The 16,959-nt window shown below is 63.6% G+C and carries 12 protein-coding genes; 4 read left to right on the top strand and 8 right to left on the bottom strand.

Translation table 11 applies throughout. The features are described from left to right. Window positions 1-4: 4 nt before the first annotated feature. Entirely contained in the window at window positions 5-1,081 is a 1,077-nt protein-coding gene (locus ACP7DW_RS10635; RefSeq protein ID WP_426055004.1) for a J domain-containing protein, read from the bottom strand. A 148-nt stretch (window positions 1,082-1,229) separates the two neighbouring features. Then, entirely contained in the window at window positions 1,230-2,381 is a 1,152-nt protein-coding gene (locus ACP7DW_RS10630) for a class I SAM-dependent methyltransferase (RefSeq protein WP_426055005.1), read from the bottom strand. A gap of 74 nt (window positions 2,382-2,455) precedes the next feature. Between ACP7DW_RS10630 and ACP7DW_RS10625 the strand changes: the two genes are divergently transcribed. The 4 genes from ACP7DW_RS10625 (at window position 2,456) to pepF (ending at window position 6,712) form a co-directional block, all read left to right on the top strand. Then, window positions 2,456-3,244, top strand: a complete 789-nt coding sequence (locus tag ACP7DW_RS10625) for an SDR family oxidoreductase (RefSeq protein ID WP_096233358.1) — start codon at window positions 2,456-2,458, stop codon at window positions 3,242-3,244. 53 nt (window positions 3,245-3,297) lie between these two features. After that, window positions 3,298-3,696, top strand: a complete 399-nt coding sequence (locus ACP7DW_RS10620) for a dihydroneopterin aldolase (protein ID WP_099760963.1) — start codon at window positions 3,298-3,300, stop codon at window positions 3,694-3,696. Between the two features lie 23 nt (window positions 3,697-3,719). Beyond that, window positions 3,720-4,661, top strand: a complete 942-nt coding sequence (ttcA, locus tag ACP7DW_RS10615; RefSeq protein WP_426055193.1) for a tRNA 2-thiocytidine(32) synthetase TtcA — start codon at window positions 3,720-3,722, stop codon at window positions 4,659-4,661. 179 nt (window positions 4,662-4,840) lie between these two features. Beyond that, on the top strand, window positions 4,841-6,712 hold the full coding sequence (pepF, locus tag ACP7DW_RS10610) for an oligoendopeptidase F (protein ID WP_426055006.1): 1,872 nt from the start codon (window positions 4,841-4,843) through the stop codon (window positions 6,710-6,712). Window positions 6,713-6,797: 85 nt separating this feature from the next. Here the strand turns inward: pepF and kefC are convergent, their stop codons facing one another. From kefC to ACP7DW_RS10580, 6 genes are all read right to left on the bottom strand, one after another. After that, window positions 6,798-8,612 (bottom strand): glutathione-regulated potassium-efflux system protein KefC, encoded by a 1,815-nt coding sequence (gene kefC, locus ACP7DW_RS10605; RefSeq protein WP_426055007.1) that lies wholly within the window; start codon window positions 8,610-8,612, stop codon window positions 6,798-6,800. 62 nt (window positions 8,613-8,674) lie between these two features. After that, on the bottom strand, window positions 8,675-9,244 hold the full coding sequence (locus tag ACP7DW_RS10600; protein WP_426085204.1) for a dual specificity protein phosphatase family protein: 570 nt from the start codon (window positions 9,242-9,244) through the stop codon (window positions 8,675-8,677). 13 nt (window positions 9,245-9,257) lie between these two features. Next, entirely contained in the window at window positions 9,258-10,424 is a 1,167-nt protein-coding gene (locus tag ACP7DW_RS10595; protein WP_426055009.1) for an MGDG synthase family glycosyltransferase, read from the bottom strand. Window positions 10,425-10,509: 85 nt separating this feature from the next. Beyond that, window positions 10,510-12,306, bottom strand: a complete 1,797-nt coding sequence (locus tag ACP7DW_RS10590) for a M14 family metallopeptidase (protein WP_426055010.1) — start codon at window positions 12,304-12,306, stop codon at window positions 10,510-10,512. 124 nt (window positions 12,307-12,430) lie between these two features. Continuing rightward, the gene (locus ACP7DW_RS10585) at window positions 12,431-15,154 is read right to left on the bottom strand and encodes a TonB-dependent receptor plug domain-containing protein (protein ID WP_426055011.1); all 2,724 of its coding nucleotides are present in this window, start codon (window positions 15,152-15,154) and stop codon (window positions 12,431-12,433) included. A gap of 163 nt (window positions 15,155-15,317) precedes the next feature. Next, window positions 15,318-16,838 carry a S41 family peptidase gene (locus ACP7DW_RS10580; RefSeq protein WP_426055012.1) on the bottom strand — a complete coding sequence of 507 codons (1,521 nt, stop codon included), beginning with the start codon at window positions 16,836-16,838 and terminating at the stop codon, window positions 15,318-15,320. Window positions 16,839-16,959 lie beyond the last annotated feature (121 nt).

Below are 16,959 nucleotides of genomic sequence, written 5' to 3'. Positions count from 1 at the left end.
CAGATTAGATGCTGCTTACAACAGGATTCTTCGCGCTCTCTTCGCCAACGGCCGGCGCCGGCGCCGATGCACCGCCCCGCGTGCTGCCGCCACAATTGTCCTGGCCCGGCCCGACTGCCTGGTAGCGCACTTCATACTTGCCAGCGCTGAGCTGTTCCACCAGCAGTTTGTCGTTCGCGAGGATGTACAGATAGCGCACGTTCGAGCGCCGCTCCGTGTCATACAGTTTGACGAACATGGGCGCGGCATTGTGGCTGTTGTCGATGCTGATGGCCAGCTCTTCGCCCTTGTTACCGATCAGGAAGCCATCGACATAGCCGGAATGCCTCGGCCAGGGCTCGCCATTTGGCGCCACCAGCGATGCCGGCTCGGCCTTGCCTGCGCCATCGCAGGCGGGCTGGATCGGTTTCAGGCTCAGCTGGGAAACGGCCAGCACGCGGATCTCGGGCGTCTTCGCTTCCTGGGGTTCCGGCGCATACGGCTTGCCCACCGCCCAGCTGTCGACTGCCACGGCCTCGCCTTTCGATGACGGCAGCGCGGCGCTGGCCGCTGGCGCACGGGGCTGGGCGCCATCGCGGGCCAGCCCGCTCCAGGCCGTTGCCAGCGCGGCCGGCACGGGCTGGGAGGTATCGAGCATCAGCAAGGCGCCCAACCAGCCCAGCAACAGGCAGACAAGCAGACTCAGCCACCAGCGCCAGTTGCGCCAGACGGGCTGCAGGCCGCGTCGCGGCTTGCCCTTGGATGGCGGCACATCCTGCGCCCAGGCATGTTCATGCGGCTGGGGATGGCTTTTCGCGCGGCCATCGCGGCCCTTGCCTTCTTCGTGATGGGTGCTTTCCAGCCATTCGATTTCCCACTCCTCGGCAGCGATCCACTCGTCGTGTTCCCTGCGGCGTTGCGGATCGGACAAGGTGCCATAGGCGCTGTTGAGGATCGCCATGATGCGGGCGGCCTTTTCGTCGCCGGGATTCTTGTCCGGGTGGTATTTCTGGCTGAGGGCTTTGTACGCGGCACGTATGACTTCCTGCGGCGCCAGGCGCGCCACCTTCAGGTTGTCATAGTGTGTATGTATCTTTCCCATCGTTCTATCTTGAAATCGGTGCGCGGCGACGGGTTCTTGCAGGATGGAACCGTGCTGTGTCGGTCATCATAAACGATATGACAAGATAATAACCACCGGCGGACAGGAAATTACAGGGCGACACTGCCCTGCCTTGATATTGCAGCGCTTACAGGCGATGACTGCGGTCAGCGGACAACAAGGCTTCCGGCAACTCCACGCGGTGCCCCACCGCCAGCACCTTGAACAATTCCCCCATCTCGGCCGGCGAGACCAGCTTGTGCACGGCGCTGGCCTGCGGCAAGTACGTTTTGACCTGTTCAGGATCGGTACGCAGCAGCAAGTCGCCGATGCCAGCGCCCAGCAGGAAGGACGCCTGGTTCATGTACGCGAGCACATCGAGGCCCGCGTCCTGCGCCGCCACCGCCATGGCCGTGAAGTCGACGTGGGCCGTGATGTCTTGCAAGCCGGGCAGAAAAAACGGTTCCGCATGGGCATGGTGGCGGTAGTGGCACATCAGGGTGCCCGTGGCGCGCAAGTCCAGGTAATACTCGTGCGCCGGAAAGCCATAGTCGAACAGCACGGCCGCGCCGCCCTTGCCATTGGTCAGCATGCGCGCCAGCGAACGCATGAAGCCGCAGGCCACGCCGTGGATTTCGCTGACATAGCCGACGGGCAAGGCCTCGGCCTCGGGCACCTGGGCGGCGATCTGCGCGGCCACGTCGGCACCGGCCGGGCGTTCGACAAACACGAACTGGCCATCGGCGATGCTGACATCGAGTTCGCACCAGCCGGCGGGGGTCTTGCTGATCAGGTTGACGGGCATGGCGTCGAGCACTTCATTGCCGAACACGGCGCCCTCGAAACTGTCGGGAAAACCGTCGAACCACACCACTTGCGGGAAGGCGGCCAGCGCCAGTTCCTGGCGCGCGCGCAATTCGCCGGATAACTCGACGATCGCATACTGTTCCACATGGATGCCGGCGCTGGCCGCTTCCGTCAGGATGTCGCAGGCCAGCTTGCCCGTGCCGGCGCCGAATTCGAGGATGCGCGGGGCCGTTTGCGCCATAATAGCGGCTGCCACATGGGCCAGGGTGGCGCCGAACAGGGGCGAAATCTCCGGTGCGGTTGTAAAATCGCCATCTTTGCCCAGCTTGGCGGCGCCGCCGCTGTAATAGCCGAGGTCAGGCGCATACAGCGCCAGCTCCATGAAGCGGGCAAAGGGAATGGCGCCGTCATTGCGCGCGATTTCGGCGGCAATCTGGTGCTGCAAGGCATGGGACGCGGCCAGCGCGTCGCTATCGGGTACGGGAAGAGACATACCCGCATTGTAGCGAATCGACGGCGCATGCCGCCAGTGTGGCATCCACCGAATATCTCAACCATAGCAAAGACATGACAGAAGCAACGACAACGCCATTCGACAGCACTCCCCGCGTCGCCCTCGTCACGGGCGCCGCGCGCCGTATCGGCCGCGCCATCGCGCTGGGCCTGGCGCGCGACGGCTGGGATATCGCGGTCCATTACCGCCACTCGCGCGAGGAAGCACTCAGCCTGGTGGCGGAAATCGTCGCGCTGGGCCGCCGCGCGCAAGCGTTCCCCTGCGACCTGGCGCAGGAAGACGCCGTGCGCCAGCTGCTGCCGCAGGCGCAGGCGGCGCTGGGGCCGGTTACTTGCGTGGTCAACAACGCATCGTTGTTTGAATACGACAATGCGGGCGATTTTTCCGTCACGGCGCTCGACGCCCACATGCACGCCAACCTGGCCGCCCCCATCCTGCTGGCGCAGGCGCTGTACCAGGCCACCCCGGCAGGCGAGCAAGCCGTGGTCATCAACCTGCTCGATCAAAAACTGTACAATCTCAATCCTGATTTTTTGTCGTACACCCTGTCCAAGGCGGCGCTGCTGTCGGCGACCACCATGCTGGCCCAGGCGCTGGCGCCGAAAGTGCGCGTGGTGGGCATCGCCCCCGGCATCACCATGGTCTCCGGCGAGCAGACGGCAGCGAACTTTGCCAAGGCGCATGAAAACACGCCGCTGGGACGCTCCAGCACGCCCGAGGATGTGGCCGACTGCGTCTGTTACGTGGCCGGCGCGCGCGCGCTGACGGGCACGACCCTGCTGGTCGATGGCGGCCAGCATTTGATCGGCTTGCCGCGCGACGTCATGTTTTTGACCAAATAATCAGCAGTCCTGCCAAACAACCAGCATTCCAGCATCCCCTAAAAGGTAAAACTATGTCGTCCGCCCTGTACCACCCTCGCCTGGCCGATTGCCGCCGCCTGTTCCTGCGCAATTACGAAATCCTCATCAACATCGGCGTCTACGACTTCGAGAAAAAGGGCGAGCAGCGCGTCCTCATCAACGTCGACCTGTACATTCCCCTGGCCCTGTCGACGCCCAAGGATGACCAGCTGGAAGAAGTGGTCGACTACGACTTCATGCGCGAAACCATCGCCAAACGCATGGCGCAAGGCCACGTGCAGCTGCAGGAAAGCCTGGTCGACGACGTGCTCGCCGCCATGCTGGCGCACCCGCGCGTGCGCGCCGCGCGCGTGTCGAGCATGAAGCCGGACGTGTATCCCGACTGCGAAGGCGTGGGCGTGGAAGTATTCAAGATCAAGGATGAAGCATGAACAACATGAGCAATGCCGCAGTGATGGAAACGACGACGGCCGTGGAATTTCCGGCCAATGTGGAAGCGCAGAAACTGGCGCGCAAGAAGGCGGAAAAGATCGCCCTGGAAAACAACAAGCTGCACAAGCGCTTGTGCCGCCTGGTGGGGCAAGCCATCGGCGACTTCAATATGATCGAAGACGGCGACAAGGTGATGGTGTGCCTGTCCGGCGGCAAGGATAGCTACGCGCTGCTGGACATCCTGATGACCTTGCGCGAACGCGCGCCGATTCATTTTGATATCGTCGCCGTCAACCTCGACCAGAAGCAGCCGAATTTTCCGCCGGAAATCCTGCCCGCCTACCTGACGGAACTGGGCGTGGCCTTCCACATCGAAAACCAGGATACCTACAGCATCGTCAAGCGCCTGATCCCGGAAGGCAAGACCACCTGCTCGCTGTGCTCGCGCCTGCGCCGCGGCATCCTGTACCGCGTGGCCGATGAGCTGGGCGCCAACAAGATCGCCCTGGGCCACCATCGCGATGACATCCTGGAAACCTTCTTCCTGAATATGTTCTTCGGTGGAAAACTGAAGGGCATGCCGGCCAAGCTGCAATCGGACGACGGCAAGCACATCGTCATCCGCCCGATGGCGTACGTGAAGGAAGAAGACACGCAGCGCTATGCGGAAGTCAAGGGCTTCCCCATCATCCCATGCGACCTGTGCGGTTCGCAGGAAAACCTGCAGCGCAAGCAGATCAAGGGCCTGATGCGCGAATGGGACAAGAAATTCCCCGGCCGCGTGGAAAGCATCTTCTCGGCGCTGTCGAACGTGGCGCCGTCGCACCTGATGGACCCGAAACTGTTCGGCTTCAAGGACTTGAAGGCCGATGGCCTGGCCAACCCGATGGGCGACATCGCCTTCGACGAAGAGCCGTGCTCGACGCCGACCACGTTCGGCACGATCCCGCTGCAAGCGCTGTAAGCCACTGTTACAAGCCCGTGTTGTTTCGCCGCCACCGTCCAGGTGGCGGCATCCCTCCTCTTTCCCCCTGCCGCCATTTGATGTACCGTAGTCAGCTCTGCCGGTACGCGATGTGTCACGCGCGCATTCCTGCCCGGCGGTCAGCACGCATTCTTCCGACAACCTCACTGGAATGAACCATGACGCCATCCGCGCTCAAGCGCCCCCTGCTGTTCTCCCTGCTGGCCCTCGGCCTCGCCACCGCCTTCGCCGCTCCCACCGACCGCCAGGCCGACCGCTGGGATCTGACGGCGCTGTACGCGAGCGACGCCGCCTTCGACGCCGACGCGACAAAGCTGTCGTCCCAGTTGCGGCAACTGGGCGCCTGCAAGGGGCAACTGGCAGCCTCGCCGGCCCGCCTGAAAAGCTGCCTGGACTTGGTCGCCGAGGCGCGCAAGCGCGTCAACACGCTCACCACCTATGCGGCGCAGTACTATGACCAGGATACGGGCGACAGCAAGGGCAACCAGCTGAACCAGCGCGCCGCCCTGCTGGGCAACGACTTCACCCAGGCGACGACCTTCCTGCAGCCGGAAATCCTCGCCCTGGGCAGCAAGCGCATCGATGCCATGCTGGCCAAGGACCAGGGTTTGCAGCTGTACCGTTTTCAATTGAGCAACATGCTGCGCAGCGCGCCGCACACGCTCGACGCGGCCGGCGAACAGCTGGTGGCGCAGTTCGGCCTGGCGACGGGTTCGGCCGCCAGCGTCTACCGTACCCTGGCCAATGCGGAAATCCCGTGGCCGACCGTGAAACTGTCGGACGGCACGCAAGTGCGGCTCGACCAGGCGGCGTACACCAAATACCGCGGCGACGACCGGCGCGACGACCGCAAGCTGGTGTTCGACGCCTTTTTCGGCAAGTGGAAAGAGTATGAGCGCACGTTCGGCGAAACCCTGTACGGCCAGCTCAAAACAGATGCCGCGTATGCGAAGGTGCGCCATTACCCCGATTCGCAAAGCGCCGCGCTCGACGCCGACCATTTGCCGCCGGCCGTCTACCAGACCCTGATCGCGCAAACCAATGCCAACCTGCCCACCCTGCACCGCTACTTCAAGCTGCGCGCGCGCATGCTGGGCGTCAAGGACCTGGCCTACTACGATGTCTATGCGCCGCTGCTGAAAAGCGAGCGCAGCTTCCCGCTGGCCGACGGCAAGCGGATGATGCTGGACTCCGTCGCGCCGCTGGGCCCCGACTATGTGACGGCGCTGACTGCCGCCGTGGACGCGCGCTGGATGGATGTGTACCCGCGCCCGCGCAAGGTGGCGGGCGCCTACATGAATGGCGACGCGTACGACGTGCATCCGTTCGTGCTGCTCAACTACACGGACAATTACGAAGCCGTCAGCACCCTGACGCACGAATGGGGCCACGCCATGCACTCGGTGCTGGCCAACAAGGCGCAGCCATCGATCTATGCGCCGTACAGCATCTTTGTCGCGGAAATCGCCTCGACGACGAACGAGGCGCTGCTGCTCGACGCGCGCCTGAAACAGGCCAAGGATGACGACGAGCGCCTGCTGTACCTGGGCGCGGCGCTGGAAAACCTGCGCGGCACCTTCTTCCGCCAGGCCATGTTCGCCGAATTCGAGGCGGCCATCCACGCCAAGGTGGACAAGGGAGAAGCGCTGACGGGCGAAGAGATCACGGCCATCTATGCCGATATCCTCAAGCGCTACCACGGCGAAGCGCAGGGCGTCATGAGCATCGACCCCGCCTACGCATTGGAATGGGCGTATGTGCCGCATTTCTATCACGGCTTCTACGTGTTCCAGTACGCCACCTCGATCGCGGCGGCGCAGGATTTCGCGCAGCGCATCCTCGACAAGGAGCCGGGCGCGCTAGCCGCCTACCTGACGATGCTCGGCGCGGGCGGCTCGGCCTACCCGTATGAGCTGGTGAAGGCGGCCGGCGTCGATCTGGCCTCGCCGAAACCGTACCAGGCGCTGGTGGCGCGCATGAACGGCATCATGGACCAGATCGAGGCGATTGAAGCGAAGCGGGGGAAATAAGCCGTAGGTCGGCTTAGCGCAAAGCGCGTAAGCCGACACCACCACGTTCAGCGCCAACAATGTTGTCGGATTACGCGCTTGCGCGCTAATCCGACCTACCATTTTCTACTTCCGCCGCCGCGAACGCCGCCGCATCGCTCTCGAACATGTCTTCCAGCTCTTCGCGCGCCTGGCGCGTGAGGGACATGACTTTTTGCTGGTCCTGGAAGTGCGGCGCCACTTCCAGCAGAGTCTTGAGGTTATGCGCGCGGAAGATGCCGGCCGCGCGCTGCGCCCGTTCCGCGCTGAAACCCACCTGCTGCAAGGTCTGCTCGCCCAGCAGCAGCGCCGCGGCGAACGTCTCGCGCTCGATGATGGTCACGCCGCGCTTCATCAATTCATAGTAATGCGTGACGTTGCGCGCGCGCGCCAATATCGTCAGCTGTGGCAGGCGCAGGCGCACGGCGTCGACCAGCGCCAGGCTGTCGTCCACATTGTCGATGGCGATCACCAGCGCCTTCGCCTTCTCGATGCCGGCCGCCACCAGCAGGTCCACGCGCGTGGCGTCGCCATAAAACACCTTGAAGCCGAACTTGCGCAGCAGCTCGATCTGGTCCGGATCGTGGTCGAGCACCGTCACGCCGATCTTGTTGGCCGCCAGCAGGCGGCCGATGATCTGGCCGAAACGGCCAAAGCCGGCGATGACGATGGGGTTGTCCTGCGCCTCGATATGGTCGTCGGGACGGCGCTTCTTGTCGCCTTGCAGGCGCGGCGCGATGAACTTGTCGTGCGCCAGCAGCAGCAAGGGCGTGGCCACCATCGACAGGGTCACCACCACGACCAGCAGCGCGGCCGTCTGCGGCGCGAACACGTGCGCGGCTTCGGCGGCGGCAAACACGACGAAGGCGAATTCGCCCCCTTGCGACAGCAGCAGCGCGAAGAACAGCTGCTGACCGCGAGGAATGTCAAAGAATTTCGACAGCAGGTACAGCAAGGCGATTTTGACCACCAGCAGACCCGCCACCAGGGCCAGGATCAGCAAGGGCTGCGCGCGCAGCACGCCGAAGTCGACGGACATGCCGACGGCGATGAAGAACAGGCCCAGCAGCAGACCCTTGAACGGCTCCAGGTCGGAAATGAGCTCATGGCGGTATTCGGAATCGGCCAGCAGCACGCCCGCCATGAAGGTGCCCAGCGCCATCGACAAGCCCACCGATTCCATCAGCACGCAGATGGCGATCACCAGCAGCAGGGCGAAGGCCGTGAAGATTTCGCGCAAGTCCGTCTTGGCGATGAAGCGCAGGATAGGGTTGACGAGGAAGCGCCCGCCGATCACCAATGCAGCCAGCACGGCGGCCAGCTTGGCCACGCGCAGCCAGCCCGGTTCGCCGCTATGCGTGACCAGCCCGCCCAAGAGCGGCACCAGCGCGATCATGGGAATGGCGGCGATATCCTGGAACAGCAAAATCGAAAAGCCGGCGGAACCGGCCGGCGTACTCATCAGTTTTCGTTCGCCCAGGGTGGCCAGCACGATGGCCGTCGACGACAGCGACAGCCCCAGCGCGCCCACCAGCGCCGTGCGCCAGTCCACGCCGAAGGCCATGGCCACGGCGCACAGCCCCGCGCTGACGACGCCCACCTGCGCCCCGCCCCAGCCGAAAATGGGCCGGCGCAACAGCCACAAGCGTTTGGGTTCGAGCTCCAGGCCGATCAAAAACAGCAGCAGCACCACGCCGAATTCTGAAAAGCTGAGGATCACCTCGACATTCTTGATCAGGCCCAGGCCCCACGGTCCGATGACGACGCCGGCCACCAGGTAGCCCAGCACGGCGCCCATGCCCAGGCGCTTGGCCAGCGGCACCATGATGATGGCCGCCACCAGGTAAAACAGTATGTTGATGAGAAAGCTGTGGTGTTCCATGCGGATTCCGGAAAAACGTGATTGGAATCGCAATCATGCCTGAAGTGGCGCGCCGGCGGGGATCAAGGCTGCGGAGCGTCGATGCGCGCGCGCAGTTCGTCGAGATTCACGCGCGACAGATAGCGTTCGATGTTTTTCCACACGGCGTGGTAGCCGTAACCGCCATTTTTCAGCTCATCGATCGCCTTCTCGCGCGGCCAGCCCTGGTACAGCATGCGGTACATGGCGGCCATCAGGCCCGTGCGGTCGGCGCCGTGCAGGCAGTGCAGCAGTACGGGCCCATCCTGCCCGGCGGCGCGGATGGCACGCATGGTCGCTATCACATGCCGGTCGCCGATGGCCCAGGTATTGATGGGAATGCGGATGGCGCGGATGCCGCTGCCATCGAGCACCTGCGTATCGGCGTGGAAGGAGCGCAGGCTGATCACGGTCTTCACACCCAGCGCCTGCAACTGGGCCACGTCGGCACTGTCCAACCTGGCGCTGCGGTACAGGCCCGGCGTGACCTGGTGCAGGTTCGACACCTGCGGCAGCGGCGTCGCCCAGTCCGGATGGCGTGGCGGCGATGGTTGTGCCCCGGCCGGCGCGCTAGCCAGCCCCAGAGCGAAGGTCAACAGTACTGCATGCAACATCATGGCTTCCTTGTTATTGCAGAACGGCGCCAGCACGGCCGTCGTCCAGCACCAGCGCCAGCACGTCGCAGGCGGCGCGCGGGCGGCCCAGCGCCAGCGCTTTCGCGCGCATCGCTTGCAACTGCTGCGGATGATCGAGCAACAGGCGCACGCGGTATTCCAGGGTCACGCCATCGAATGCCTTCAGGGCCACGCCTTGCTCCAGCAGATAGTCGGCATTGCGCTCTTCCTGGCCGGGAATCGGCGCATTGACGATCATGGGCAAGCCCAGCGCCAGGCATTCCGAGGTGGTCAGGCCGCCCGGCTTGGTGATGACCAGGTCGGCGCACGCCATCAGGCGCTCGACTTCGCCGGTAAAGCCTTGCGCCAGCAGGCGGCCCGGATACTGGCCGGCCAGATCCTGCAGCGCCGCCAGCGCGGCGGCGTTTTTCCCCGCCAGCACGATCAGCTGGAAGTCACCCGGCAACGCCAGCAGGCGCGCGGCGACCGTTTCAAGGCTGCCCAGTCCCGCCCCGCCGCCCATCAGCAGAATCGTCGTGCGTCGCGGGTCGAGGCCGAACGCCTGCGCGCACTGCACGCGCTCGGGCACCTGCGCAAACGCGGGCATGATGGGGATGCCCGTCACGTGGATGCTCTCGGCGGGGATGCCTTCGTGGCGCATGCGGAACGCCACCTCGTCGGTGGCGGCAAAATAACCGTGCATCCGTTCGTGCACCCACATGCGGTGCAAGTCGAAGTCCGTGACCTGTACCCACACGGGACAGGCCAGCTGTTCCTGGCGCAGCGCGCGCGACAGCAGTTCGGCCGGCAGGAAATGCGTGCAGATGATGGCGTCGGGCTGGAAGGCGGCGATCTGCGCCATCAGGGCGCGCGTGTTGAGGCGCTCGATGCCACGGCGCAAACGCTGCATCGAGCTGTCGCGCGGCGCATCGTGGGTGGCGTGATACAGATAGCCCCACAGCGCGGGCGCCTTGTTGACCAACTTGATGTAAAAATCCGTGTACAGCTTGCGGAACGCGGGCGTGACGAAATCCATCACATCGAGGTGGCTGGCGATGGCGGCACTCCCCTCGCCGTCATCCTGCATGGCATACGCCTCGATGGCTTGCGCCGCGCGCAGATGGCCGGCGCCGGCCGAGACGCTCAACAGGAGAATTCTTTTCTGCTTTTTTTCTGTCATGGGAAACCGATACAGGGAACAGGTGGGCGCTGACGCCGAGGATAGAAAGAATAGCATTTCCGCGTCACGCTCATCATGAGCCTTGTCAATCGATGAAACTGACGGGCGCCACGTCGACGCGCATGACCGGATACAGGTTCAAGCGCTCATCCCACGAGGCGTGGCGGCGGGCGAAAAACTCCAGGCGCGCATGCGGATTCCTGGCAAACGCGGGTTCGTCGGCCAGCTTCTGCCGGAACTGCGCCGCCAGCGCCGGGTCGGCCGCCAGCTGCGCGCGCGCCACCTCCTCGGCCACATAGTCCTCCATGTATTCCTTGCGCTCGAACGCCGTGTTGAAGCTGCCCCAGGCCAGCAGCGAGTCGGGCGCGCGCGGTTCGAGCAGCGCCATCACCAGGCGCGCCTTCGGCTGGTTGACGGGCACGTACAGCGCGCCGGCATCGACCAGGCGCTCCTCTTTCTGCCACTCGCCCTGAACCGCCGCCGTCTGGCGTCCCTCGAACGACTGCGCGCCAAACTTGACGGCAGTGGCGCGGAAGACTTCCACATTCTGCCTGGCGAAGATGCTGCGCATTTCCTGGTAGGCGATGCCGTGCTGGCGCAATTTGGCGCCCACCATGGCCGCCTGCGCGCGCGGCACCAGGTAGCCGGCCTTCGGCGCGCTCACCTGCAGGTCGGGCACGATCTCGTCGCGCAGCGGCACGGTCCAGATTTGCGGCGTCTTTTCGTCATAGCGTGTCATCAGCGCGCCCGACACCTCGGACGGCGTGCGCGTATAGGCATAGCCGCGAAACGCGATCATGCGGCTTTTCTCCGTGGTCCTGTAGCTGAGGGGAAGCGCGCTGCCGGCCAGCTGCGCCGCGCGCAGGTCCGCTTCCATGGCGGTGTGCCGCCATGCGGCGCCGTGCTGCGCCATCTGCGACAGCAGGGCAATGATGGTGTTGCGCGTGATGCGCACGCGGGTCGGGTAGTCCTTCCACGAATGGGTTTCCACCAGCACGCCGAAGCGGTTACGCAACAGGAAATAGCCGTGCGAAAAACGCGGGTTCGGCGTCGAATCGACAAAACCCGACTGCGGATTGTCTTCTTCGGCAAACGACATGTAGAACGGCTTCGGATCGGAGCCCTGCTTTGCCAGGTCGGCCAGCACACCGTCGCGCAGCGCCGTTCCCGCCACGCGCAAGGCCGCATCGCCCGCATGCACGGGTTCGACCTGGATCGAGATATCGGGTTCGAACTGCGCGCCGTCCGTCACGTGCAAGTCGACATACGCCAGCGGATCCCAGGCGTTCACCAGCGCCAGCATGTGCTGCATCTCGGGCGTATCGGCCTTCATGTATTCGCGGTTCAGATTGTAGTTTTGCGCCGTGCTGCGCCAGCCCATTTCCACGGGTCCGCGCTGGTTCGGGCGGTTCCAGTTACCGAAGCGCTCATGGCCATCGACATTGAAGACGGGCACGAACAGCAGCACCTGCTTGTCCAGCGCGCCGGGCGCCGCCTTGCCTTCCAGGACTTGGCGCAGGGCCAGGAAGCCGGCATCCTTGCCGTCGATTTCGCCCGCATGGATGCCGCCCTGTACCAGCAGTACCGGCAGCTTGCGCAGCCTGGCCGCCTCCGGCGTCAGCGCGCCCGTGTTGGAAACGGCCAGCGCCAGCATCGGGCGGTTTTCCGGCGTGCGGCCAAATTCAAAGCAGCGCACCTGTTTCGGATGCTGCTCCTCGAAGCGCCTGCACAAGGCTTCCACTTCCTCGTAGCGGCCCGTCTGCTGGAAACCCGAGTATTCGGCCACCGTTTTCAGGGAAAACTGCCGCATGTCGCGCGCGGCATGCGCGTTGACGGCAAACAGGGATAACACGGCGGCGGACAGCAGGGCGTGGCGTAGCATCGGACGAGCTCCATCAAGGGGGACAAGCGGGCAATTATAGAGGCGCGGTCAGGTAAAAACGCCGTGAAAAATAAAAAAGCCGGAACAGCGTCAGCTGCTCCGGCCTTGCTCTGGCAAGCGTGAATTATGAACCGAAGTGGTAATTGAATTCGACCCATCCCTGGCGTCCTTGCGGGCTATAGCTGCCCACCGGGTAGTACGGCCAGCCGCCGCTGTCGTCGCGCTTGATCTTGTCGAACACGTTGTTGACGATCAGCGACAAAGTGGCGCGGTCGCTGATGCGGTACACGGTGCTGATGTTGGCCAGCGCCGTCGGCGTCAGGTAGCCGGTACCGCCGCCGTTCGGGATCTTGCTGTAACGGCTGACCAGCAAGGTGTTCGACCAGTCGCCCGCAGCCCAGTTCACGCTCAGGTTCAGCTTGTCGCGCCAATCCGAATTGTTCAGCGATTTGAGCTCGTCGATCTCTTCGTCGCCGGCAAATTGCTGCGATTTATTGCTCAGCACCTTGGCGTAATTGGCCTTGAAGGCAAAGCGGCCATAGTCCGCCGTGCGCAGCACATACTTGACGCTGATGTCGATGCCGCTGCTGCTTTGCTTGGCCGCGTTGATCGGATTGACGGTGATGGTCTTGATCTCGCCAGCGCGGTTCAGGGCATTGGCCGCGAAACGTTCGACGCGGCCCAGGGTATCGGCGCAGGTAGGCGAATTGATGTCGAGCTTGCCCAGGCGGCAATCGGCTTCGTCGCGCAGGATCCTGTCGGCGCTCAGGTTCGTCACCAGGTCGTCGATCTTGATGTTCCAGTAATCGACGGAGACGTCGAAATTCGAACTTGGCGACCAGACGGCGCCCACGCCGAACGACTTGCCCTTTTCCGACTGCAGATCGCGGCTGCCGTTCTGCACATAGTCGGCGCCCGGCGACTTGTTTGCAAATTCGCACTTGTCGATGCTCTGTCCGGCAGCGCCGCAGCGGTAGTAATCGGTGGTGCTCGAGTAGTAACCGGTGCCGCGCGCCTTGTAGATGTAGTTCATGTCCGGCGCGCGGAAGCTGGTGGCGTAATTGGCGCGGAACAGCAGCTCCGGCGCGGGACGCAGTTCCAGGCCGCCGTTGTAGGTGAACTTGCCATCGCTGCGCCCGGCAAAGCTGTAGCGGTCATAACGGCCGGCCAGGGTGCCGATCAGCTTTTCATGCAACGGCAGGTTCACTTCCGCACCCAGCGCATAGCGGGTACGCGTGCCGGCCGTGATATCGGATTTGGTGGCGACGTTGAAATAACCGTCGTTCAGGCGCGCATCGGGCACATTGCTGAAGCCCTGCTTGCCCACTTCGGCGATGGTGGCGATCTTTGCCACGCCAGCGGGCAGCTGGAACAGGTCGCCATTCGTGGCCAGGCTCAGGGTGTTCGTCCAGGCCTTGTCGTCGCTGTCGGAATTGCCCGTGATGCTGTCGAATTCGGCCGCCGTCACGCGGCGCGACAAGCGGGCCGGATCCGGTGCGTAGATCGGCACGCCAGCAGCGTCGGTGCCCAGTTTCGGGCCCAGGAAGAAGCTGTCGATAGTGGCCAGCGCGCGCGGCGTGTGGCTTTCGCTCTTGTACACCGAGGCGTTGTAGTTCGCTTCATACTGCCAGGAAGACGTGCCGGGAATGCGGCCCTTGGCGCCCAGCGAGATGGCGGTGGCCAGGTCGTCCCACTTGCGGTTGTAGCGCTCCACGCCGCCCATTTCCTCGGGCGAGATATAACGCGTCCACGCTTCGTAGCGATTCGTATTCTGGTTGCGGAAATAGCTGCTGCCCGTCGACGACGACGTCCATGTCGGGCCGCGCGTATTGTTTTCCGTCGAGTTCTTGCCGATCAGGAAATCGGCGAACAGGGTCGTTTCCGGCGACAGCTCATAGTTGGCGCTGCCGAACACGTTCTGGCTGCGGTTCTTGGTCTGCGTGGTCCAGTAGGTGGGGCCCACTTTCGGGCTGGCGCAATAGCTGCCGTTCTTCGCCTGGTACTTGACGACGCTGCCGCCGAACAGGTCGCCGAACTGCTTGCAGGTGTCGCCCAGGTCCACGTAGCTGCCCGAGGTGCCCGCCTGTACCACGCGGCGCGACGCGATATTCGTCGGCGTGCCCGATTTGGTGGCCATGAAGTCGCGGTCCAGGCTCGACAGCGGATCGCGCTGACTCAGCTCCACGCTGAACAAGGTATGCAGCTTGTCGAAATTGCCGCCGCCCGTCAGCTGCACGCGCTGGTTGCCGGCGCCGCCACGCGTGGTGCCGCCCGCCTTGACGTTGATATCGAAACCTTCCGTCTGCTTTTTCAGGATCACGTTGACCACGCCGGCGATCGCGTCGGAACCATAGATGGCCGAGGCGCCGCCGTTCAAAATCTCGATGCGGTCGACAATGCTCGACGGGATGTTCGCCAGGTTGGTGAAGTTGACCGTGCCCTCATAGGCGACGGGGAAGTCGGCCAGGCGGCGGCCGTTCAACAGGATCAGGGTGTGGTTCGGCCCCAGGCCGCGCAGGCTGATGGTATTGGCCGACGGCGTGAAGGTGTTGCCGAAGTCCTCGCCCTGCGTAAAGCCGCTGTTCTGTACCTGGTTGGTCAGCGCATCGAAGACGTTCTTGTACCCTTGCTTGGTGATTTCATCGCCGGTCAGGATGGTGACGGACGATGGTCCCTCCAGGCTGGCGCGGGGAATGCGCGAACCGGTGACCACGACGGCTGGCGGGGTGGCCGCTGGCTGCTGATCCGCTGCGGGCGCTTGCGTCTGTGCGTGCGCCTGCCATGCGGAACCGCCCAGGATGGCCAGTACGGCGATGGTGAGCGGTGGTAACTTGAATTGTATAGGCATCTTTGCGCTTCTCAAGGTTAGGGAGAAGGTGAAAGATATCAAGATGCCAGCAATTACAGAACGAATGGATTCATCTTTCCATATATCAAAATTGTTATATGGAAAGATTCATGAGCAGGAAAACGCCAGACACTTTCGCAAGATCATGGCGGAAGCATGCGCTTTAATGGCGAATGATGGCAATTTCCTTGTAGGCCGGGCGCAGCAGGCGCATGGCCGTGTCGGCCGGACTCTGCATCGAACTCAACAGCCTGGTCGCGCCCGTGGCCGGGACGCAGCTGCCGCTGCCGCGGTAGCGCAGCGCCGCCGCCAGCATGCCTTCGGCCGCGTCGCCCAGCGCATGCTGGTAATCATCCGCCACCTCGCAGGTCGGCGCCATGCCGTCGGCAAAGTCGCCAAAGCCCTTGGCGTTGACACCCTGGAACTGCACCGCGAAATACGTGGTGCCGCAGTTGGGCTGAGGATAGAAACCGTAGGGCTTGCCGCACGTCGTGCCGCCGATCAGGTTGACCTGCACGTCGACGCCGCGCAAGCCGTTGATGATCGCTTCGCTGGCCGAGCAAGTATTGCCCGTTGTCAGCAAGGTCACCCGCTTGAGGCCCAGCGAGGGCAAGGGCGTACCCTTGGGCAGCGGATTCGGGCCGCCGAAGCCCCGGCTTTGCGCATGGAATGGCACGGGCGCTTCGGGCCGCGTCTTGTCATTGAAGAGCACCTGCTCGAAGGTCTTGCCGGTGGTGACTTGCGGGCCGGCAATCATGTAAGCGAGTTCGCTGGCGACATCCAGATAGCCGCCGCCGTTGTAGCGCACGTCGAGCACCAGGTCGCTGATGCCGGCCGCCTGGAAGCGGCGCATGGTCTCGACCAGCTGACGCTCGGCGACATTATTGTGGGTGTTGAAGGTCAGATAGCCCACCTTGCCCGTGGGCGTGTCGATGATGCGCTCGTTCTGCACGGCGCTGGTGCTGACCTCGACCGCCTGCAGGGTGGCGTTTCGCACCGTTCCGTCACGGCTGAAACTGAGCGCATGCGTGCCTTGCGCCTTGGGGAGCAGGCCCGCGTTGATGATCTTCAAGCTGGCCGCATCGGCGGCATTGACGAAATCGACGCCATCGATGCTTTGCAGCATGTCACCCCGCTGCAAGCCCGCCAGGGCCGCCGGCGAACCAGGTTCGACGATCGAGATCACCGCCTTGCGCGGTGGCGTGTTACGCGTCAGCGCCAGCAGCATGCCATAGCCCAGTTCCACGCCATTGAGCGAGGCTTCCCATTCGGCCGTCGTATACGTGAAATGGAACCGGTCCTTGGGCTGGCCGGACGCCGTCGTGGCCGTGGTTTTCAGCACGTCGAAATACGCGATGGGCGTGCTGAAGCTTGACGGCTGGTACGTGGTCGGCACTTCGCGGTACCACAGATACGTTTCATCGATCCAGCTGCGCACCCACGTCAGTTCATCGAGCAAGGTGCCCGGCTTGTCGATGCTGCTGCCGCTGCGCGGCGCCTCGCATCGGTTCGCCACCGTCGATGCAGCGACCAGCGCCGTCGGCCCCGTCGGCGTGACGGGCGGCACGACGGCCGTGCTGTCGCTGCCGCCACCTCCGCCGCAGGCACTCAACAGCAACGCAATGGAAAGGACGACAGGACGAGCAAGGGGCACAGGCAAGGAAGAAAAGCGCAGGGAACGCATGATAAACTTTCCGAAAAGAAATTATCAAAAAATTATAATGGTTTTTGCAAACAGGCGTTGTTTTCTTTGACACAGAAAAATGGCGCCCGCAGGCGCCATTGCTACTACGTCATACTCAAAC

The sequence above is a fragment of the Janthinobacterium sp. PSRC1-1 genome, assembly GCF_049897525.1.
GTDB classification, from domain to species: domain Bacteria; phylum Pseudomonadota; class Gammaproteobacteria; order Burkholderiales; family Burkholderiaceae_D; genus Janthinobacterium; species Janthinobacterium tructae.
Note: the sequence above shows the minus strand (reverse complement) of the source record. Positions and strands in the feature narration are given on the sequence as shown.